Annotated in this window: 19 protein-coding genes; 14 read left to right on the top strand and 5 right to left on the bottom strand. The window is 39.6% G+C overall.

Going from position 1 to position 22,979, the window contains the following annotated elements:
• The first annotated feature begins 50 nt into the window (after positions 1-50).
• The 9 genes from MUN87_RS08745 to MUN87_RS08705 all read left to right on the top strand — a co-directional run bounded on the left by MUN87_RS08745 (position 51) and on the right by MUN87_RS08705 (position 11,438).
• Positions 51-605 (top strand): sigma-70 family RNA polymerase sigma factor, encoded by a 555-nt coding sequence (locus MUN87_RS08745; RefSeq protein ID WP_244747928.1) that lies wholly within the window; start codon positions 51-53, stop codon positions 603-605.
• The gene (locus tag MUN87_RS08740) at positions 592-1,509 is read left to right on the top strand and encodes a hypothetical protein (RefSeq protein WP_244747355.1); all 918 of its coding nucleotides are present in this window, start codon (positions 592-594) and stop codon (positions 1,507-1,509) included. The genes MUN87_RS08745 and MUN87_RS08740 overlap by 14 nt, the downstream gene beginning before the upstream one ends.
• Positions 1,510-2,082: 573 nt before the next feature.
• On the top strand, positions 2,083-3,864 hold the full coding sequence (locus MUN87_RS08735; protein ID WP_244747353.1) for a glycoside hydrolase family 2 protein: 1,782 nt from the start codon (positions 2,083-2,085) through the stop codon (positions 3,862-3,864).
• A 30-nt stretch (positions 3,865-3,894) separates the two neighbouring features.
• Positions 3,895-5,445, top strand: coding sequence for an arylsulfatase (locus MUN87_RS08730; protein ID WP_244747351.1), 1,551 nt, complete (start codon positions 3,895-3,897; stop codon positions 5,443-5,445).
• A gap of 126 nt (positions 5,446-5,571) precedes the next feature.
• Entirely contained in the window at positions 5,572-6,207 is a 636-nt protein-coding gene (locus tag MUN87_RS08725) for a YesL family protein (RefSeq protein ID WP_244747349.1), read from the top strand.
• Positions 6,208-6,343: 136 nt separating this feature from the next.
• Complete coding sequence (locus tag MUN87_RS08720; protein ID WP_244747347.1) at positions 6,344-7,918, top strand: extracellular solute-binding protein; 1,575 nt, start codon at positions 6,344-6,346, stop codon at positions 7,916-7,918.
• A 132-nt stretch (positions 7,919-8,050) separates the two neighbouring features.
• The gene (locus tag MUN87_RS08715; protein WP_244747926.1) at positions 8,051-8,965 is read left to right on the top strand and encodes an ABC transporter permease; all 915 of its coding nucleotides are present in this window, start codon (positions 8,051-8,053) and stop codon (positions 8,963-8,965) included.
• A gap of 33 nt (positions 8,966-8,998) precedes the next feature.
• On the top strand, positions 8,999-9,889 hold the full coding sequence (locus tag MUN87_RS08710; protein ID WP_244747346.1) for a carbohydrate ABC transporter permease: 891 nt from the start codon (positions 8,999-9,001) through the stop codon (positions 9,887-9,889).
• Positions 9,890-9,911: 22 nt separating this feature from the next.
• Positions 9,912-11,438 carry a sulfatase family protein gene (locus tag MUN87_RS08705; RefSeq protein WP_244747345.1) on the top strand — a complete coding sequence of 509 codons (1,527 nt, stop codon included), beginning with the start codon at positions 9,912-9,914 and terminating at the stop codon, positions 11,436-11,438.
• Between the two features lie 166 nt (positions 11,439-11,604).
• On the opposite strand, the gene MUN87_RS08700 is transcribed toward MUN87_RS08705, so the two are convergent.
• From MUN87_RS08700 to MUN87_RS08685, 4 genes are all read right to left on the bottom strand, one after another.
• Positions 11,605-12,234, bottom strand: coding sequence for an LPXTG cell wall anchor domain-containing protein (locus MUN87_RS08700; protein ID WP_244747343.1), 630 nt, complete (start codon positions 12,232-12,234; stop codon positions 11,605-11,607).
• Positions 12,235-12,277: 43 nt separating this feature from the next.
• Entirely contained in the window at positions 12,278-12,874 is a 597-nt protein-coding gene (sipW, locus tag MUN87_RS08695; RefSeq protein WP_244747342.1) for a signal peptidase I SipW, read from the bottom strand.
• Entirely contained in the window at positions 12,871-13,749 is an 879-nt protein-coding gene (gene tapA / locus MUN87_RS08690) for an amyloid fiber anchoring/assembly protein TapA (RefSeq protein WP_244747925.1), read from the bottom strand. The genes sipW and tapA overlap by 4 nt, the downstream gene beginning before the upstream one ends.
• Before the next feature lie 279 nt (positions 13,750-14,028).
• Entirely contained in the window at positions 14,029-14,652 is a 624-nt protein-coding gene (locus MUN87_RS08685) for a CalY family protein (RefSeq protein WP_244747340.1), read from the bottom strand.
• A gap of 398 nt (positions 14,653-15,050) precedes the next feature.
• On the opposite strand from MUN87_RS08685, the gene MUN87_RS08680 reads away from it, so the two are divergent.
• Positions 15,051-15,293, top strand: coding sequence for a MerR family transcriptional regulator (locus MUN87_RS08680; RefSeq protein WP_244747338.1), 243 nt, complete (start codon positions 15,051-15,053; stop codon positions 15,291-15,293).
• A 589-nt stretch (positions 15,294-15,882) separates the two neighbouring features.
• On the opposite strand, the gene MUN87_RS08675 is transcribed toward MUN87_RS08680, so the two are convergent.
• Positions 15,883-16,629, bottom strand: coding sequence for an SDR family NAD(P)-dependent oxidoreductase (locus MUN87_RS08675; protein ID WP_244747923.1), 747 nt, complete (start codon positions 16,627-16,629; stop codon positions 15,883-15,885).
• A gap of 450 nt (positions 16,630-17,079) precedes the next feature.
• Here MUN87_RS08675 and MUN87_RS08670 point away from each other — a divergent pair, with 450 nt between their 5' ends.
• The 4 genes from MUN87_RS08670 (at position 17,080) to MUN87_RS08655 (ending at position 22,941) form a co-directional block, all read left to right on the top strand.
• A complete protein-coding gene (locus MUN87_RS08670; RefSeq protein ID WP_244747336.1) occupies positions 17,080-18,879 on the top strand; it encodes a cache domain-containing sensor histidine kinase in 1,800 nt (599 codons plus the stop codon).
• 14 nt (positions 18,880-18,893) lie between these two features.
• The gene (locus MUN87_RS08665; RefSeq protein WP_244747335.1) at positions 18,894-20,360 is read left to right on the top strand and encodes a response regulator transcription factor; all 1,467 of its coding nucleotides are present in this window, start codon (positions 18,894-18,896) and stop codon (positions 20,358-20,360) included.
• A 133-nt stretch (positions 20,361-20,493) separates the two neighbouring features.
• Positions 20,494-21,528, top strand: coding sequence for a Gfo/Idh/MocA family protein (locus tag MUN87_RS08660; RefSeq protein WP_244747333.1), 1,035 nt, complete (start codon positions 20,494-20,496; stop codon positions 21,526-21,528).
• A gap of 66 nt (positions 21,529-21,594) precedes the next feature.
• A complete protein-coding gene (locus MUN87_RS08655; RefSeq protein ID WP_244747331.1) occupies positions 21,595-22,941 on the top strand; it encodes an ABC transporter substrate-binding protein in 1,347 nt (448 codons plus the stop codon).
• Positions 22,942-22,979: the final 38 nt, after the last annotated feature.

Here is a 22,979-nt window from a genome sequence, read left to right as displayed (position 1 = left end):
TTCCACCATCCACTACGTCTAACTTATAAAGGGGGGAGCAGCAATTGGAAATGGATGACCGCTTTGAACATGTACAATCGAAAGAAGAGCTGTTGAATGAATTAATCCATTATTATGGGAACGATTTAAAAAGAATCGCTTATTCTTATGTCAAAGATATGGCCCAATGTGATGACATTGTTCAAGAAGTATTTATCTCGTGCTATCAGCATCTTCACACTTTTCGAGGAGAGGCCGAATATAAAACATGGCTCATTCGAATCACTTTAAATAAATGTAAGGATTATCATCGCAAATGGAGTTTTCGCAATCTTATCTATCATTCATCTATCAAAAAACACGTTGATAAAGAAAGTGTGAGGCATTCGGCAGAGCAGGAAGTCATGCAACAAGAAGGGGCAAATGAGATTTTTGATGCTATTGCAACGTTGAAACCAAAGTATAAAGAAGTGCTCATCTTATATTATGTGCAGGATTTAACCCTGAAAGAAATCAGCGAGATCATGAAGTTCAATCTTAATACGATCAAAACCCGATTTAATAGAGGGAAGGACCAGCTGCAGAAGGAATTGAGGAGGAGGGGATATAACAATGGATCAGTTTGATGCGAAAATAAAACAAGACGCAAAAAACTATTTACAGCAGAATGTACATTTCACGAGGGAAAACAGGAATAACATTAATGAATCGATTGCCAAAAAGAGGACTCCTTTTCTCATCACTGGATTAACAACTGTGATGCTTGCTATAGCCATAGTAGTGATGATCGGTTTACCTGTATGGCTTCAATCTCAGAATAATGTTGTCTTGCAACAAACGATAGCTTCAATCTCAGAAATAAATCTCACATTAAAAAACAAGCTTCCTGATGATTTCTTGCCGGTTGTTGAACCTGAAGAACCAGAAAAAACGGAAGAACAGGAGGAAACAGAACAACCAGAACAAAACGAACCTGTTGAAACCGAGCAAAATGAGGAACAAAGTGATAATGAGGTAGAAACTAACGAAGAATCACCTTCACAAAGTAACGAGGAAGAACCGGAGGAAACGGAAGAATCCACGTCAACTGAGCAGGGAACAGAAGAAGAAGAAACGAATACAGAAACAGAAGAGGAACAATCTGTTGATGAAGCAGTATTTATTGATTTAGTAAAAAAATATAATGCGATGGGAGATGATATAATTTTGGAGGAGGGTTCTTACAAAATAGAAAATTATCAGTCCAAAGAAGAATATTATAATTATCTATCCAGTTTTATGACCTATGAAACAGCAAAAGAATTATGGCATTACAGATTAAAGAATGTTGAAGGTGGGTTAGAATTAATAGCAATGGATGGTCATGAAGACTTCAGTTTGGAAGAGGGATATACCTTTGGTCAGTACTCCGATACGGAATACTATATTAATCGCTATCAGGAAAGTGATCTATTCGGCGGAACGGATATGACTATTAACTTTACGCTTAGAGAAGGTACATGGGTGATAAGTGATATTATTAGGAAATAGAGACCAATACTTTCATTAAGGGATAACTAATCTGAATAACCTAACTAAATAATAAATTCTTCACCTCCGGTCTGTGGTCTGGAGGTGTTTTTTGTGTTTTTATAAACCGGGCTGTCGTTTGGAGTTCGGGAAAGCATTTATTTACTTTTATACTTATTTACGTTTCATTAAACTGAAAACGAAGTAAAGACATTGATTTTTTTAAGTAGTTTTTATCAGTAGCTTTTCTTATTGTAGTTCTCTAACAATAAAACCACGCTTATTAAAACAAGAAATGTGAATTATTACATAATTTTCGTTTTCTTTTTTAGTGTGAGTTTGGACAATTATTATAGTATCAGAATGGATGGTATGGCTACTAAAAATGTATAAAAGTGCACTTTAATAAGCAGGGTTAAATAAAACAAAAAAACTGTAGAAAAATGATATTTTTAAAAGAAAGGGTTGACTAGTTCTTTTTGTAAGCGTATTCTTTATGTTAAGTTACAGATATTAAGTAATTAAACAAATTTAATGTAATGATTGGATGGTGTTTATTTGTGACTTATAAGAAACAAAAGGAGAGATGTGTAAATGACGGTGAGTACAACGATAAAACAAAAAACCTATCAACGAACAGAGTATCCGAGGCCGCAATTCCGACGTCAGTCATGGATTAACTTAAATGGCAGGTGGAAATTTTCTTTTGATGATGAAAATGTTGGGGAGAAGGTAGATTGGTATAATCAACCGAGTTTTTCTAAGGAAATCCAAGTCCCTTTTACTTATGAAACGAAAGCCAGTGGGATCGGAGAAGAGAGCTTTCACCCATATGTTTGGTATCAGCGCATGTTTGATATTCCAAAAGAAGAGGCTGGGAAAAGATCAGTCCTAAGATTTCAAGCTTCTGACTACTTGACGAAGGTGTGGGTAAATGGAACGTACATTGGTAAGCATGCTGGAGGTAATTCTGCATTTTCGTTTGACATTAGCCATGCAGTAGATCAAGCGAAAACAAACGAGCTTGTTGTTAAAGTAGAGGATAGTAACAGCTGCTGTCAGCCTCGAGGGAAACAGCGATGGACAGAGAATAATTTCGGTTGCTGGTATGTACAGAATACCGGCATTTGGCAAACGGTATGGCTTGAATTTCTTCATCGAAATAGCATCGAACACGTGAAAATCACTCCGGAAATTGACACACACTCAGTCGTTTTTAATTATAACCTCCATGGATTGGTGGGGGATCAGAGTAGAATAGAAACAATTATTAGCTTTAAAGGAAAGAAAGTGAAGCAACTATCATTTGTGCCGGATCGCACTAAAATGAACATGGAAGTCGATCTGCTATCTGACATACACGAATGGAAAGTGATGCACTGGTCCCCGGCGAATCCCAACCTCTATGATGTAACATTCCGATTATATGAAAATGAAATATTAGTTGATGAAGTAGAATCATATTTTGGTATGCGAAAAATTTCAATTCAAAATGGTCAAGTCCTGTTAAATAATTCACCGATTTATCAAAAGCTGTTATTGGATCAAGGCTATTGGCCAGATACAATGTTGACTCCTCCTTCTGATGAAGCAATGATAGAGGATATTAATAAAACGCTTGAGATGGGATTTAACGGTGTACGTAAACACCAAAAAATAGAAGATGACCGTTTTCTTTACTGGTGTGATATCAAAGGTTTACTCGTATGGTCTGAAATGGCTGCAACTTACGAATACGATGATGAGGCAGTTGATAATTTCACCAAGGAATGGCTGGAAATTATGCAAGAACGGTACAACCATCCGTCTATCATTACATGGGTACCTTTTAATGAATCCTGGGGCGTACCTAATATCGCTACCGACAAGAGACAACAAGCATTTACGGAAGCGATTTACTACTTATCTAAATCAATCGACAGCCAAAGACCGGTAATTGTAAATGATGGTTGGGAGCACACAATTTCCGATATCATTGCACTTCATGATTATGAAGAGTTTGGCGAGAAGTTTTATGAACGTTATTCAGATAAAGAATGCATCTTAAATAACAAAATACCCCATAACTACCGCAAATATGCGTTTGCAGAAGGTTACCAATATAAAGGACAGCCAGTAATTATTACCGAATATGGTGGTATAGCCTTTAGCAATAGTGATGGATGGGGTTATGGTAATTCAGTTCAAACAGAAACGGAATTTCTAAAAAGATATCAAAACATAACAGATGCTATTAAAAAGATCCCTTATATTTCTGGCTATTGTTATACGCAAACAACAGATGTACAACAAGAAGTAAATGGATTATTAAAAGAAGACCGTACGCCAAAAATTGCGATGGATAAAATCAAAGAAGTGAATGATCGGATCAAATAGAGCTGCTGCTAACTAAAACTAGGAGGGATTATGATGGCAAATGAAAAGCCAAATATTCTGCTGATTTTAGCGGATGATTTAGGGTTTTCTGATTTAGGTTGTTATGGTGGGGAAATTGATACGCCAAATTTAAATGAAATTGCAGGTAAAGGTGTACGATTTACACAATTTTATAACTCAGCTAGATGTTGTCCTAGTCGTGCTTCTTTACTTACCGGATTATACCCCCATCAAGCAGGTGTAGGCGAGATGGATCATGACTTAGAGACGCCGGGTTATCGTGGTTATTTGAAGGATGAATGTGTAACACTTGCTGAGGTGCTACGTACGGAAGATTACCACACTTATCTATCTGGGAAATGGCACGTTGGTAAACAAGGACCAATAAAACGTGGCTTTGACGATTATTATGGGTTACTTGGAGGATTCAATAGTTTCTTTGAAAAGAAAAACTATGTTCGTTTGCCAGAAGGACGACCTGAACATCAATATGAGAGAGACCAATTTTATGCAACAGATGCAATTACTGATCATGCATTAGATTTCATAGAAGATGCTCGTCAAGACGACAATCCGTTCTTTCTATACTTATCATATAATGCACCGCATTTTCCATTACAAGCTCCAAAAGAGGATATTAAAAAGTATGAAAAAGTGTATGAAAAGGGATGGGACCGTATTAGGGAAGATAGGTTAGCACGGATGAAAGAACTAGGTATCGTTGCAGAAGATTCTGATTTGACACAAAGAGCAGAATTTTGGACTCGTGATCGTAAAGTTACAGGAAGAAACCCAGCGTGGGATTCTATTGATCAGGATCGTCAAAAAGATTTGGCAAGACGTATGGCGATATACGCAGCGATGGTTGACAGAATGGACCAAAATATTGGGAGAGTACTAGAAAACCTTCGTAATAATGGTGAGTTAGACAATACATTAATCTTGTTCTGTTCAGATAACGGCGCTTGTGGAGAATGGGATCCGTGGGGATTTGACAACTGGATCACCACTTCTAACACCCTGCATCGTGATAAAGATCTAGATAAAATGGGAGGGCCTGAATCGTATCACAGCTATGGTTCAGGCTGGGCAAATGTATCTAGTACACCACTCCAATTATATAAACATTACAGTCATGAAGGAGGAATTAGTACACCACTGATAGCACACTGGCCAAAAAGATTAGAACGTGAGGGTGAAATTGACCATCGACCTGGTCACTTTATCGATTTTATGGCTACTTTTGTGGAGATATCGGGAGCGACATATCCTGATAATTACAATGGTCATGAGATCTTACCAATGGAAGGAGAAAGTCTTGTCTCTGTTTTTGATGGGAAGTCTTGTCAGGTGCGCACTTTATGTTTTGAGCATGAGCAGCATTGTGGAGTTCGAAAAGGGAAATGGAAACTGTCAAAAGTTAGGGAAAGAGATTGGGAGCTTTATGATATGGAAAATGATCGTACGGAGCTTTACAATCTGAAAGATCAATATCCAGAACTAGTAGTTGAAATGATTGAGATATGGAATGAATGGGCGAAACGAACTGATGTGACCCCGCGCCGTAAAGTAACCAATTAAAAAACTCTGTTATCGTCGTTGCTATATGGTAACGGCGATAACGGACTGACGTTTGTGAGGTACTAATAGCTAGTGTAACAGATGATCTTTTAGTGACTTGTGCGTAAGCAGTGAGGAGGTAAAAAGGTGGGAAGTGTGGTTTCAGGTTTTTATCGTGTGAGTGAATGGATAATGCGCTTTGCTATAGTCAATATACTGTGGCTACTTTTTACAGCGATAGGGGCAGTAATATTTGGTATAGGTCCTGCGACGTCTGCTATGTTTACCGTAGTAAGAAAATGGTTGCAGGGGGAAGAGATTCCGATATTTAAAACATTTAGTCTAGCTTACAAACGAGATTTTATAAAGGCCAACAGCTTATTTTTACTATTGGCAATAGCGGGATATACACTAATTCTTGACTATCGATATTTTGCCGTCCAAGATGGCCTGCTTTTTAGTATATTAAGTATCATCACTCTACTTCTCTTGATCCTGTATTTCATTACAGCATTGTATGTATTCCCAGTATTCGTTCATTATGAATTAAATATGTTGCAATACTTTCGAAATGCTTTTTTAATCGCAATTGCCCAGCCTATTTTAACTTTTATTATGTTTATTGGTGTAATAGCGATTTATTATGTATTATTCATCATCCCTGGTCTGATCGTTTTTTTCGGAATAAGTAGTTTTTGTAGTTATATCATGTGGGTCGCATACGTTTCTATTTCTCGAGTAGAACGGGCAAATGAGGTGCTGAAAGAAAAAACATATAGTTAGAAAACAAAAAAGCATAAAGTGATCATCTGTTTTCGATAACAGGATAGGCATACGCAATGGGGAAAACCACAACTGGTCTAATGATTATACGTTTTTAGATACTGACATGAAATGATTAATTTTAGGAGGTAGGATAATGAGTAAGACTTTCTGGCATGTCTTATTGTTCGTATTGAGTATGGTGGTGATGACGGGATGTAATGGGTCAAAAGAAGTGACTGACCAGGTAAGTGAAGGGCCATCTGAGACATTTAATGAAGAGGGATTCCCTATTGTGGACGATGAAATTACGTTGAATATTTTTTCGAGAAAATCACCTCCAAATGGAGCTTATGAAGATATGTTAATGTTTCAAGAATATGAAAAAATGACTAACGTAAATATTGAATGGGACGATGTACCACAGGATGGTTTTGCTGAAAGAAAGAACCTTGAATTCTCATCTGGTGAACTTCCAGATGTTTTCTACAAGTCTAGTATTTCTCAGTTGGAGGCTGTCAAGTATGGCTCGTCTGGTATTCTTATCCCGCTTGAAGGTTTATTAGAAGATCACGCACCGAATATAACAGCACTGTTTGAAGAATATCCCGAGATTAAATCATCGATTACGGCTCCTGATGGTCACATATATGCCTTACCTGCCATTCTGACATTAAATGCAGCTAGGACAGATAAAATTTGGATTAATCAAACATGGCTAGATCATTTAGGGTTAGAGCAACCGACTACTCCCGAGGAACTAGTGGAAGTATTAACTGCTTTTCGGGATGACGATCCGAATGGAAATGGCAAGCAGGATGAGATTCCCTTGACATTTCGTAACTGGAGTCAGTTAATGAATTCGATGATTGGGTCATGGGGCATGGTGGATCAAATGGGAAATCATTTGATGGTGGAGAATGACAAGATTAAATTTTGGATGACAAGTGATAGATTTAAAGAATATCTTCAATTCTTAAATAAGCTTTACAGTGAGAATCTATTAGATCGAGGGGTATTTACGCAAGAAGAAGCTAAATTTGTAGGGAATATGGCTGCAGGTAATGTTGGTGTTTTCTGGAATCAAACGACAGATGCTTTCGACAAGGTTAAGGAACATTTTGAAGGGATTTCGCCGATTGCTGGTCCGTATGGTGATCAGTTAGTGCCATCTTCTCCAGTGGCGCGGGATTTCGGAACATTTGCCATTACATCTGAAAATGAGTATCCTCATGAAACAATAAGATGGCTTGATTATTTCTTTGGAGAAGAAGGTTCAATATTTTTCCGGTATGGAGTAGAAGGAGAAACGTTTACTTTTGGAGAAGATGGTCTGCCGGAATATACAGATGATATCCTGAATTCAGACATGGGGAGTGGGCCAGCAATCGGTCAATTTACCCCTTGGCCAGGTGGAGGTGCACCACAGCTTGTAACAGAGAAAAATGCTTCTGCTATTAACCCACCAAAAGCGCAAGAAGCACAAAGTAAATTGGATCCATACTTACCAGAAGCTATTTACGGGACCCCTATCTTTGATGAAGATACAACGAAAGAAGTAGATCAAATCCGCCAAGACATGGATCAGTACTATGAGGAGACGACTTCCAAGTTCATTACTGGTGACATGAATTTCGATCAATGGGACGAATATGTATCAACTATAGAAAACATGGGATTAGACCGTCTGACTGAAATATATCAAGAAGCCTATGACTTAAATTATAAATAAATTCACCCTCTCACTGGGTACAGAAGTTCTGTGCTCAGTGAGTTAGGATGTTACACGGAGAAGGAGGTAGGAGGCGTGAATGGCATAAAGTCAGAGCTTCATAAAAAAGATGTTACAGGACAAACCAAACCGTTGACAGAAAGACAGAAAGCTTGGAAATATATATTCGCGCGTTACGATTTATATTTAATGCTTTTGTTACCACTGGCTTGGTATGCTGTTTTTCAGTATGGGCCGATGTATGGGTTGCAGATTGCCTTTAGAGATTTTAATCCTGCTTTTGGGTTTTTAGGGAGTGAGTGGGTAGGTTTTGAAAACTTTGAACGTTTTTTCTCTTCTTATTACTTTGGCAGATTACTATGGAACACTTTTTTGATTAGTGTACTCTCTTTATTAATTGCATTCCCCATTCCTATTGTGCTGGCATTGTTAATTAACGAGATTCGTAATACAACTTTAAAGAAAACGCTTCAGAATGTAACCTATATGCCACATTTTATTTCTGTAGTAGTTATTGTCGGTATGCTGGATTTATTCTTAAATCCAGATGGAGGATTTATCAATATTATTTTAGGTTCGTTTGGAATAGAGCCGATACCTTTTATGGAAAAGCCTGAATGGTTTAAAACACTCTTTATAAGTTCAAACATCTGGCAAAGCATGGGGTGGCAGTCGATTATTTACGTAGCGTCCTTAGCCGGGATTGATCCCCAATTATATGAAGCGGCAAAAATGGATGGTGCTTCGAGGCTGCAACGGATTATTCATGTGTCCTTACCCGGTATATTTCCTGTTATCATTATCATGTTGATATTGGATATTGGACAGTTCATGAATGTAGGCTTTGAGAAAATTCTCTTAATGCAAAATAATTTAAACTTGGAATCTAGTGATGTTATTCAAACGTTCGTTTATCGTAATGGTATTTTGAACGGCGATTACAGTTATAGCGCTGCAATTGGTTTATTTAATTCGCTTATCAATTTCTTCTTGCTTATTCTGATTAACAGATATGCAAGAAAGAAGGCCGAAACAAGCTTATGGTAGGTTCCATGTGCCGAACGAGGAGGGGATAGTAGGATGCAACGATCATTAAAAATATCAGATGGTAAACTCTTTGATGTCATCATCACGTTGATTTCGGCTGTGATTATTATCATCGTGTTATATCCGCTTATTATAGTGGTTAGTGCTTCATTTAGTGATCCGGCAAGGGTTATGAATGGAGAGATGTGGCTCTGGCCGGTAGGATTCACACTAGATGCTTACACAGAAATTTTTAAAAATAGCGACATTTGGATTGGATATCGCAACACTATTTTTTATACGGTTTTTGGAACAGTAATTAACATCGGATTAACGACATTAGCTGCATATCCTTTGTCCAGACGTGACTTGCCAGGAAGGAACGTGTTCATGTTTCTTATTACATTTACAATGTTTTTTCATGGTGGGTTAATTCCTACTTACTTAGTAGTCCAAGGTTTGGGAATGGTCGATACGATTTGGGCGATGGTTATCCCTAACGCTATCGCGACATACAATTTAATCGTTATGCGAACCTACTTTCAAACAAGTATCCCTTGGGAACTTCAAGAGGCGGCAATGATTGATGGATGTTCGAATATCAAACTGTTATTCAAGATTATCCTTCCTTTGTCCAAACCAATCATTGCGGTAATGATTTTGTTTTATGCTGTTGGGCATTGGAATGCTTTCTTTAATGCCTTAATTTATTTAAGGGAAGAAGGACTTTATCCGTTGCAGCTAATTCTTAGAGAAATTTTGCTAGTTAATCAGTTAAGTGGAACAGAGGCTTCTGGTCAATTTGGAATGGATGAAAAATTATTACTTGGCCAAAGTATTAAATATGCTTTAGTTGTTGTTGCTAGTATACCAGTGCTAATTGTGTATCCTTTCGTCCAAAAACACTTTGTAAAAGGGGTCATGATTGGATCTATCAAGGGATAAATGATTAAAGGGGAGAGGCGAATTGTGTAATCCTAATATTCTATTGATTCAAACCGATCAGCAGACAGCTGAAACGTTAGCGTTATACGGTAATTCATTGGTAAAGACGCCTCATTTAGAAGGATTGGCGGAAAATGGTGTTTTATTTGAGAATGCTTTTTGCAACTACCCAGCCTGTTCGCCATCGCGCAGTTCAATGATGACTGGCAGATATCCATCTACTATTCGTTGTCATGCTAATCATATGTTAATTAATCCTGAGGAAATAACATTACCTCAAGTCTTGAAGGAACAGGGATACCAAACAGCCATAATTGGAAAAAATCATGCGTTCATGGATGGCAGAATGGAAAATTATTATTCCTCATCGAGAGAGAAGGAGGATATATTACATCAGACATTCGACTATATTGTTGAAGGTGGTCATGGACATCTTGTGGATGGATTTAGAGACGACCCAGAGGTACAAGCGGCTCATCAATGGGCAGAAGAAAACTGTTTTCAAAAACCACTTGGATATGGTACGAATCCTGCTTCTTTTACGAAATGTGGTACACAATTATTAGGGGATACCGCGATTGATTATTTAGAAACTGTTCGTAATGAAGATGTCCCTTTTTTTATGTGGCTATCCTTTCCAGATCCGCATACTCCTTATCAAGTACCAGAACCTTATGCAAGTATGTATGATCCGGCTAATGTTCCGCTGCCACCAAAAGATGATCTTAATGATAAACCGGAACGTCAAAGGGTGGCGCATATAATGGATGCGATGGATAAAGCGGATGATGATGTTATTCGTAAAGTGCGAGCTACTCATTATGGCATGATTAACTTTATAGATGACAACGTAGGAAGAGTGTTGGAAACAATTAATCACCTTGGTATAAAGGAAAATACAATTATCATTTTTACATCTGATCATGGCGATTCAATGGGTGCACACCAGTTAATCCAAAAGCATAATGCTTTCTATGATTCGTTTACACATGTTCCATTAATTGTTTCATGGCCTGGTACAATCCAAAATAAAACTGGCAACCATTTAATTGAACTGATAGATTTAATGCCGACATTGCTGGAATTAAGTAACTTATCCATTCCAGACGGTGTTCAAGGTAAAAGCTTTGCCTCCTATCTTTTAGAACAGCCTTACCATCCACGAGAATATGTTGTCATAGAAAGCGGTGAAAAAGGAAGTCCTCCAGAGGTTTCGGACATAACCGCTCGTCCTGCTGATCCGTTCGATGAGTCGTGTTTTGTATGGTGTGCTTACCGAGAAGCATGGTACGGACGAGGGAAATCGATTAGAACGAATGATTGGAAGTTAAATATTTATGATAACGGGGATGGGGAGTTGTATGACTTAAAGCATGACCCGGCAGAGTTAAGTAATCTGTATGGTAAAACTAATTATGACTCTATAACGATCGAATTAGAAAGGAAATTACTAAGGTGGTGTATTGATAAGGATGATGTCTTACCTGTAAATAAGACTGTCCATCACCAATATAAGAATTTATTTGCAGGGGGAGAGTTAGGACAGTAGAAAATCAAGTTTTATTCAAATAATAATGTTGGAAAACCGGATGGCTCTCTTGATTCATTTTTAATTGCTGAAAATGTGACAAGAGAGCCATCCTTGTGTTCTCGAGTTATAGAGAGTGTTTCTTGATAATTAAAGAGTAGATCAAAAGAAAAAAGAATAGGAGTCCCTATTCTTTCACACGCTTATTCCATTTGGTATAAAGTAAGCACAACTGTCCCAATAATAGAAGAAACGCGCCTATTATTACAAGATTAATAATATTTGTTGCCGTACTCGGTAATGCTGCGCCATCATCACTATCAGTGGCTACGGCAAAGGAAGATGTTTCAGTTTCTGTATCATCAAAAGCTGTAATGATAATTTCTGCATTTGTCATTAACCCTTGAAATTCATTTCCTGATTCAGGAGGGAATGTTAAGCTAAACGCTAAGTTGTCGGTGCTATCTGGTGGTAAAGTTAAATCCGATAGTAATGAAAAATTGGCTAGCTGGTCATCAAATAAAATACCATCCGCATGTGTTATCTTCAGTGACAATTGATTGTAGAACGCTTCCGAACCGTCTAGATATTGAATGTCGATTGTATAGGTTATATCGTGATCGACTTGATTGCTGATAGTAATTTCACGATCGGCCCAATCTCCGGGCTTCAGGTTACTAAGATCAAATAACTTACCATTTTCATTTAAAGTTCCATCGAGGTTTATCAGGTTTTGACTTGTGGTCGCCTGCACGATGGGAACAGAGAATAAGAAAAACAGCAGGAATATAGAATAAAAGAGTTTCGGCTTGGTCAATATCATACACCACCTTTTTATTAAGCAAGGAGCAGCTGTGTTGTTACTTCTGTTCAACTGCTTCCTGTGCCTTTGATTCAGCAGGTTTTTTTAGTTCGATCTGGGATAGTGCTTGCCAAATGGTGAAAGCTGCATATCCGATTAATAGAATGCCAGGTAAGATTAACAGCATAGCGCTGCCTGCTTGCGAATTTGCGAAAGTGACGACATAACCGAGATAAGGGATAGTGAATCCCTCATACTCCGCCACTACGTTGTCTGATAGAACGGTTGCTGGATCTACGGCATTATTATTGTCCCCTTTTGTTTCATACATCACATGTTCGCCACTCTGAATGACGTCGGAAACGCGGTGGGTAATTAACGTTTCATTTTCATTTAAGAAGGTGATGACGTCCCCTTCTTGAAATCTTGTCATATCACCACCAGGTTTAACTGCGATGATGGAGCCTGTTTGGATATCGGGTTCCATCGATCCAGATAAGACTGCTTTTAGCTGATATCCCATCACTTCCGGTTCCCCACCGGATGCTTTGGTGGAAATCGTGATAAATACCGTAAATACTAACGAAACAAAAAGCACAACCGTAATAAGAAAACTTAGCCATTTTCTAACTTGTTTAAAAATTTTATTTGTCATTTCGTTTCACCTTCTTGAGATTCAGTTTTGGATGATGGTGCATCTTCTGATTGACTTTGTTGCTGTTCTTTCTCGGTAGCTGTTTCGGGTTCTTTTGTTTTTTGCTCTGTCTCTGCTTTTTCTTTTACCTCTTCTTTCGTTTCAGGCTCTTGACTTTCATTGGCTGGAGGTAATGTTTCTTCTGGATTCGAATTGGCCTCTTTATCAGCTTCTTCTGTTGGTGCTTCTTTATCTTCTTCTTGAACTGGCTCTTCTACTGGTTCATCCGGCGTTTCCGGAGGTGCGGTATTTACTGCCTCTTCTTTTTCCGGTTCCTGCACTGTTTCTTCCGCATCTGGTGTTACTTCTTCTTCCGATTCCGTTTCTGTCGGTTCAGAAGGGCATGATACTTCGAATACTTCGCTCCAGATTATTTTTTCTGATTCACCGGCATAATCCGGTTGTTGAAAGACCTTTACGATATAAAATCCTGTAATTGTTGCCTCATGTGAGATCGTTGTCACTTCATTAGCTTCCAGTAGCTCAAGTGTATCCTCAGCAATTTTGCTCCCATCTTTTGGATTGCCGTCCTCTATGTAGAAAATCTCGTATTGGGTAGCATTGGTCATACTGAACCCGTTATTCTGTATATCTACTGAGAAGGTTGTTGGGAGGCAACTATCGTTTACAGTTTGATTCTCACTTGGTGTAAATAGTAATTCGCTACCATCCCACCAAGTTCCACTCGGCATGGTGAAACTAACCTCTTTGGTGTTGCTGAACATGGAACTGGTGGGGGAGGTGAGCTGTGACAAAGATAGGATGACGGCGTATAAAATGATCACTAGTTGTAGGAGAGGGGATTTTTTTCTATGATTTTTTCTGTATGTTACCATTCTTGAACTTCTCATATCGATTCCTCCATTTTGAAAAGTTTATTTATTATCGTTAATAGATAAAGTGAGACTTTGATCATTGGGGGGGTTGGCCTCCAATGATCATTAGCGAAACTTATCAGGGTGTTAGCGTCTGTTTCCTCCTACTTAGCTTTTTTGTGATACTCAAAGCTTGAAGAGGGAGTCTTACAGACAGTTAGCACCGTGATAATTGTGTTATGTATTCACGGTAATAAATAAAGGATAGAAAAAGGTGAGACAAGCCCACCCTTTTCTATGTTATCTTTCTTCGCCTTCTTCTTGTTCAGCTGTGAATGTCCAGTTAAGTTCTAAAGAATCGCCTTGGAAGATGTTTTGATCTTGACCGTTGTCTTTGAATTCAATTTTCACACTCAAATAATCTGTTCCTCCTGCTGGGATACCATCTTGCTCATAATCCCACCATAAGAAATCTTCCAATTCTACAGCTAAATCATCTGGTGTCATTGTTGAAAGCTCAGATAAAGATTTTTCGTAAATGACTGTATATTCGTCATTATCAAGCCAGCCTTCAGGATGCCCTTCATTTTTCAGGAATTTGACTACATAATGATCTCCTAAATCTTCACCGCCATTATTGTTATCAACGTCTGTCACACTGTAGGAAGTATCTAACAGGACACTTGCAATATCTAAGGATCCAGTGTTTTGTAATTCGAAGGAGCGAAGCATATAATCTCCTGGTTTTAAATTATCTACATCAAAGATTACCTGTGGATCCAATGTCAGATCCAATGTACCTGCTGCGAACGTATTAGCGGAAACTTCTGTATCGTTAAAATATGCATATGTACCTCCGCCTACCAATGCTAAACCTAGTGCAGCTGTAACAACGCCCATACCTAATTTCTTTTTAATTGTCATCTTTTCTCCTCCTTGTTTTGTTCTTTATTAAGAACACAATTTGTATTTTACCTCTAAATATCAATTATTCAAAGTACAAAAAAGGGTCAAAACGGACCGATTCGATCGTTTTAAAGAACATTCTCTCTTGATTTCGTAGTATTTCATTGTTTTTCGTTTATTTTTAAATGTATATTCTTTAAAGCGAACGATGCGTTTATGAATTGTATAAGCAAAACGATATCTCTAGGCTTGAAGGGTATTAAAATTTTTTACCTGATGTACTGGGAGTGTGTGTTACTCTGAAACGGAAGGATTATTTTCAAGTTATCTAAGGGAATTATGAACTATCGATGATGTTTTACAAAGTTGTAACAGGCAGAGTTATCAGTTAAATTATGTAAAAGAAAGGTGATTTCATGGATAAAGAAAAACGTGATCAATGTAGAGAAGAGATTGCTAATCATATTATATTTTCTAATCAGGTATTGGAATTGTTGGATATCAGCAGATCAAGATTAAATCAGTATGTAAATGCAGGAAAAATTATACCGATTGTTGCAGCTGGGAGAAATACAGTGTATTTACGAGAAGATATTGAAGCGTTTAAGCGTGATCATCTTGATAAGTTGGATAAAGATTTACGATACAGAAATAAATAAGATACGGTGTTTCCTGTTTAGAATGATAGAGGGGGATTTTAAAGTGGAATTATTTTTGAATATAAACAGAGAAAGCGATTCATGAAAAAATGCTATTGCTTTACATGAACAATTTAGTTATTTCATTTCCTTATGATGTAGTTTCATAAAAGAAGAGCTCATTCGATCAAAGCGGGCTGCGAAAAGTGGAGGAATGAACGAAAGCGAGTGTCATTCGATCAAAGCGAGCTGTAAAAAGTGGAGAAATGAACGAAAGCGAGTGTCATTCGACCAAAGCGAGCTGCGAAAAGTGGAGAAATGAACGAAAGCGAGTGTCATTCGACCAAAGCGAGCTGTAAAAGTGTGGAAATGAACGAAAGCGAGTGTCATTCGATCAAAGCGGGCTATGAAAAACAAAAGAATTGAAAATCGCAATTGCTACTGAATAGATACCATCACTAAGCAGCTTTGAACCCATGTAGCACAAAACAATGCCATAAATAAGATAATCATTCCCCATCCCAAGAGATCCCCTCAATCCACAAGTCAAAAAAACAAGACACAAGGAAAACCCTCGTGCCCCATTCATAACCTCTATTAAGCAGACTTGCTACTCATCCGCTGTCCCAAGCGTCATTCCGCCATCCACGACAATCTCAGAGCCTGTGCAATAAGAGCTCTCATCGGAGGCGAGGAAGGCTACTACTTTAGCAATTTCAACTGGTTGTCCGATACGTCGCAGTGGAACGGTATTGTAATACTCGGGAACACTTTCATCTTGGCTGACCATGTCGGTTTTAATACCACCTGGATGGACCATGTTGACGCGAATTCCCGTTGGACCAAGTTCAATAGCTGCGGCTTTGGACATTGCAACGACTGATGATTTTGTTGCAGCATAAGCTGAGGAATGGCTGATCGGAGCAAATGCAGAAACCGATACGTTGTTAATGATTGAGCCTTTTTGCTGCTTTTCCATTTGTGGAATAACAGCTTGCATGCCCATGAACACACCAAGCTGGTTCACATTAATCAACTGTTGATAATCATCGACCGTTGTCTCTCTGAAGGTTTTGCGTTTGAGAGCTCCGGCATTATTGACTAATGCATCCAGCCGATCGAATGTATGGATAATCTTCTCAACTGCTGCGTTCCAGTCTGCTTCGTTGGTCACATCCAACTGAACCGGGAAAGCATGATCTTCTCCTATTAGCTTTGCTACTTCGTTCGCTGCATCATAATTTCGAGCACCAACCACTACCATAGCTCCTAAGCTGGCAAGGTGCTGCGCAATAGCCTTTCCCTGTCCGCGATTAGCACCGGTGACAAGAATGACTTGATTGTTTAGATTTGGCATACGTGCACTCCTTCTTCTATTCATACTTATATCTGAAACCTTAAGGAATAAACTCCATACCTGTTAGAATCATATTTATTAACCGTCTGTACGACTCCCACTTTAAGCATCGAGTTCACAAAGAAGCTAAGTGGGAGTAAACAGACGCTAACACCCTGATAAGTTTCGCTAATGATCAATGGGTGTAAAAACCCCCACTGATCAAAGTCTCACATTATTGTACCACGTCAGTTCCTGATGGGAAAAAGAGACGCTTTGGAGCTGTGTGTCCCTCTATTAGTATTCCTGTTTTTTTGAAAAAAATGAAACGGTTTGTTGCAACATAGTAAAGCAATTGTTTGATTGATTTAACAAATCGTTTTATTATTTTTGTAAGCGCTTAAAAATAATCTCTAGGGAGGGGGACTTATTGCGCGTGTTGACAGACTAAATCTTAACTTGGGGGATCAAATGAAATTCCCAATCCGAATCCAATCGTTCACCTTCAAAACAAAAATGTTTCTTGCCTTCGCCAGCGCGTTCATCATTGTGATTATCATCATCGGAACCGCCATTTTTCTATTTAATGTGGATAATATGAAGAAAAATACGCATTCCCTTTCCAATATCCTGTCTACGCAATTCAGCAAAACCATCGACTTATATTTTGAAGATATCGACCGGGTATCGTTAGCTATTTTTACTGACCCTTATGTCCAGGACATGCTGGAACATTACGATACAGAGGAGGTCACCAACGATATCGATAATCGAAAAGATCTGTATCCGAAGATTTTTAATCAAATTTATCCGAATGAAGATATTGAGGGGGTGACGATTTATACGACTGATAAGACAGCTTTTACCTATCAGGAAGGGAGCGGGATGGAGCTGCAATATCGGGAAGCTGATCCGCAATGGATGGCGCAATTAGATGGGCTGAAAAAGGATGCGTTTTTGCTTTTGCCGACCAGGCAAGTAACAATTTCAAAAGAAGAGAAACAAGTGGTTTCCTTCGTACGACATATCTACGGCATACCGAGAAGAAATAAAATTGGCTCGCTGAAGATCGATATTAATGTAAATGTATTTGATAAGTTATTAGAGTTGGATAAGCTCGAAGAATTGGAAGAATACTTGCACGTATTTGTCTTAACAGACGAGAATCAGGTCATTTATGATCAGGAAAGGGAAGCAATTGGAGACACGCTGCATATAAATCTTCCCAATGCAACCAATGATTTAGCGCAAAATTGGACATTAACTTGGAATGACAGATCCTATCTGTCTGCCAGTAACAGCTCGGCTTTTACCGGATGGCAAAGTCTGTTGCTGGTTGATAATCATTTTATTATTTCGGAACGAAACCAAATCCTGCTTTTTATGGTGGGAAGCGGTCTGATCACGATATTGATCATTGCGATTATCTCGTATTCTTTATCATACAGTCTGTCAAAACCGCTGATCCTTTTGCGCAAAAAGATGGAAAGAGTGGAGAGTGGGGATTTAGCGGACAGGATGGATCTGACGAACAATGAAGAGCTGAATGTCTTAATAAGGGTGTACAACAGTATGCTCGACAGTATTAACAAGTTAATTACGGAAGTCTATCAATCAAGCATTGCGGAGAAGAATGCCAAGATTTCCGCTCTGCAATCGCAAATTAATCCGCATTTTCTTTATAACACGCTAAATGTCATGAAGTCTTCCAGCCGGGTCAAAGGGGTTGAGGAAGTAGCTGTTCTGGCGGAGTCATTAGCCGATCTGTTTAAATATACGGCGGTGGGCCTTAACAGAAAAGTAATGGTGGCAGAAGAAATTGAACATATCCACAATTATATGCGGATTCAGCAATATCGCTTTGTCGGCAGATTTGATAAGGAGATTTCGGTCAGTGAGGAAGCGAAACATGCACGGATTCCGAAGCTGCTGGTTCAGCCCATTGTCGAAAATGCTGTGATTCATGGTTTGAAGCATACGAAGAAGAACGGTATTATCAGGGTCCGCATTGATAAAGAGGCAGAATTCTTGCATATCGAAGTTACGGATAATGGGCAGGGAATGGACGCAGAGACATTAACTACTCTTAGTGAGCGAATACGGAACAATAAGGTGGATAGTGATGAGACAAGTGTTGGATTGATCAATGTCGCTCAGCGGATTCGCTTGTTGTACGGATATCGCTACCGGTTGGAGATGGAGTCAGAGAAAGACCGAGGGACACGGATGGTGATGAAGATTCCATTTGAAGAAGGGAGCTCGTACACGTAAAAAGGGGGAGACAGATGAATATTTTGATTGTGGAAGATGAGTATTGGGCACTGGAGGAATTAAAAGCATTACTCGCGAACTATCAACAGGAGCATCAGCTGTTCTTCTTTGATGATGGGGAAGAGGCATATGCGCATGTGCTCCAGCATGAGCCGGATCTGGTGATTACTGACATTACGATGCCGGTGATGGACGGTATCGAATTAATCAGAAGCGTGAAGCGGCTTTATCCTGTAACGGAATGCGTGTTATTAACAGTGCATGATAGCTTTGATTATGCGAAGCAGGCGATTGATCTGAACGTATCGTATTATTTATTAAAGCCGGTAAAACGAGATACGCTCAATGATATGATGAGCCGTCTGCTTGGTAAAATAGCAGACAGAAAAAAGCACGCCTCCGATGAACAATTATGGTTCATCAATCAGCTGATCGTAAACCCGTCCACAGTTAATAAAGAGCTGTTTGTCAACGAAACATTATACGTTACATACATCGTGCTTGGAAATTGGCATGCACCCATCGAGGATGACGACATCATCATGCAGGAGCTTGAGAAAATCAACCAGCAAACGAAAGGGTGGCTGCTATCGTTGGATAAGCAGCGGATTCTTTTTCTAACTAAAAAAGAAGTGATCACGAAAACACTCTTTCAACAGTGGAGTGAAGTCAGGCAGGTTCACCTTGCTACCGTGAAAAAAGGGGAAGATCAGCGCTTAGGCGATGTCTATCAACAGGTGCATCAGCTGATGGATCAGCATAAATGGTTTGGCAGATCGTCCTTTATCACCGATCAATCGCAAGCAAGTCAAGTCACACTCCATTCGTTGTGGGATGAGGTGCGTGTGTTGGAGAAGTCATTGAGAAACGGGGAATACACCTCTGTTGACACACAGCTATCGATTCTGACAGAGCAAATTCACTATTTGCAGCCGACACAGAAGGTATTAAGACAATTTTTGTTAGATATGTATTACGCGATCTGGTTTAAATTAGAACAATCGACGAGTAAAGTCATTAAGATTCCGCAGATGGACAGTCATTTCGCAGCATTAGACCGTTTGTTAACAATCAAGGAGCTGAGAGGCTGGTTACAGAAGTTGCTCGCCTTCATCATGCAATCATTAGATGATGAAGAACTGGCGCCTAGACAATTAATACCGAAAGTGAAGGAATTTATTGAGACTCATTATGCAGACAACATTACGTTTCAGCAGTTTGCCGATGATCATCATGTTAGTTTGAGCTATCTTTCCAGAGAATTCAAGCTGCAGACGTCGATGAATTTCTCTGACTATCTGACAAATTATCGCATCGAAAAAGCGAAGGAACTATTTGAAAATGGGTTTACTAAAACAGTGGAAGTAGGGATCTTAGTCGGCTATCAGGACCCGAAACATTTTCGCTCGGTCTTTAAGAAAGCGACAAATTATTCACCGAAGCAATATAAGGACCTACAGCAAAAGACAAGAAGGGAGTAAAATTTTCCCCTCTTTTTTGTTAAAATTATAGGTTTTTTCATTAGGATGTCTACCACTATACTTAACCTAATTCCTTTTCACAGGGGGTGAACATTCGCACGTATTTCTCATGATAGGCAGAGGGGGCAGATGGATGTTAAATGTAGCGGTTGTCGGCGTGAATAATATTGGCAGTCTACATTGTCAGGCATATTTGGAGAATCCGGATACAGCGCTAGTAGCCGTCTGTGATCTTGTGGAAGAGCGGGCTCAAGCAGCAGCCACTAACTATCAGACAAGGGCATATACAAATCTGGACGACTTATTGGAAAAAGAAGTGGTTGATATCGTCAGCGTGGCAACGGCAGGTGTTGAGAATGGCAGTCATCATTATGCACCTGTGATGACTGCGATGAAGGCTGGTAAAGATGTCTTAGTGGAGAAACCGATCTCCAACAGCTTGGAGGAAGCGCGAGAAATGGTAAGGGTTGCGCTCGAGAAGAAGGTGCGGCTAGGATGCAACTTGAATCATCGTTTTGTTCCGGCAGCGGCAAAGGGAAAAGCGCTGATAGCGGAGGATAAATTAGGCTCTCTTCTGTATTTGAATATGAAATTAACGATACAGAATCCGAAAGATATGACGGAATGGTTTCATATGAGAGCGCTGCATCCGCATTCGATCGATGTGATGCGCTATTTTGCAGGGGATGTCCGGCGGGTACAGTCTTTTATGACGCGAGCACCTAAGCGCCAGAGCTGGTCGACGGTATCGGTTAACATGGAATTTCAATCAGGTGCAGTAGGGCATTTGACGGGAAGCTACGATATGTCACGACATCATCCGATCGAATATTGCGAAGTAGCGGGAACGAGCGGACGATTTGAAATTGACAATGTTTATGAGCATTTTCGTTATTATCCGCATCATCAGCAAGAGATGACAACGATGAGAAATTCGATTATGACCGGTGTCGATACGTTTCATGCTACGTTACGCAATCGAATTGATCAGTTTATAATCGATGTAAAAGCAGGTACACACCCGATCAAATTGTCTGCTTCTGGATTCGATGCGTTAGCTGCACAGGAAGTGATTGAAGCAGCTATTGCCTCACATCAAGCAAACGGAAAAGTGATCGAGGTTCCTCAGATCCATGATTATTTGCCGATACGTAACGTTTCTCATTAGAGGAATCATTTTTTATCTGTAAATGACAACGCTTTCAAATAAAGATTAATGAAGGAGGAGAGTTTCATGATAAAGCGACAGCGTCATTGGGTCTTATTTTTACTTGTAACGTTTATTGCGATGGTGTTATTAGCAGCGTGTGGTGGAGGGGATTCAGAAGAAACGTCAGGTGGTACAAATAGTGAGGATACTGGCAGTGATACGTCAGGTGAAGCAGTAGAATTATCAATGCTCGTATCGGAAACAGCAATGGATGATCCGGGCTTTGTGGCGGTGCTGGATGCCATCGAGAAAGACTTAAATATCAAGACGAATGTTGAAGTCAGACCTGGTGGACCAGAAGGGGAGAATGTCGTCAAAACACGACTTGCTACCGGTGATATGGCAGATCTTCTGTTGTTTAATTCTGGTTCCTTGTTAATGGCCTTAAATCCATCTCAATATTTTGTCGATTTAGGTGAAGAGCCGTTTATGGATAACGTCATGGACAGTTACAAAGAGGTCGTTTCGTCGGATGATCAAGTATTCGGTATCCCGGCGAAATCGAGTCAGGTTGGCGCCTGGTTGTATAACAAAAAAGTTTATCAGGAATTAGGTCTTGAAGTGCCGCGGACCTGGGATGAGCTGATGGCGAACAATGAGAAAATCAAAGAAGCTGGCAAAACAGCGGTGATTACCACGTATGGAGAGGCATGGACATCACAGCTTCCGATTCTGGCTGACTTCTACAATGTGCAAGCTGAGGTAGCGAACTTCGCCGACGATTATACGAATGGCGAGGCTAAATTTGCCAATACGCCAGAAGCGCAACGAGGCTTTGAGCGGATTCAGGAAATCTACGAAAATGGCTACCAGAATGAAGATTATACGGTGGCCACTTATGATCAAGGGATGCAGATGATTGCGGAAGGTACAGGTGCCCATTATCCGATGCTAACGCAAGTATTACCGATCATTGAAGAGAACTATCCTGATTTAGTTGATGATATCGGCGTCTTCCCACAGCCATCGGATGATGCTTCGACAAATGGTCTGACGACGTGGATGCCCGATGCGATTATGATTAATAAAGAAGCAGAGAATGTCGATGCCGCGAAAAAATGGCTGGACTATTTTATTTCGGATAAAGGGATTGCCGCTTATGAATCAAAGGCAAAAAGTATCGGACCTTACGTGTTGAAGGATGTTGAATTACCGGAGGATTCCTATGCTGCAGTAGAAGAGATGCAAGTCTATTTTGAGGAAGGCAATATTGCACCTGCCCTTGAATTCGTATCACCAATTAAAGGACCGAACTTACCACAAATTTGTACGTCAGTAGGAAGTGGCACGATGACCGCTGCAGAGGCGGCTGCCATGTATGATGACGATGTCGAAAAACAAGCCAAACAGCTAGGTCTGGATTGGGATTAGTGTAGCAGGATCAGGCAACGGGAAAAGCAGGCAATTCG

The sequence above is a fragment of the Gracilibacillus salinarum genome, from assembly GCF_022919575.1.
GTDB lineage: Bacteria > Bacillota > Bacilli > Bacillales > Amphibacillaceae > Gracilibacillus > Gracilibacillus salinarum.
This window is presented reverse-complemented; position numbering and strand designations above follow the sequence as displayed.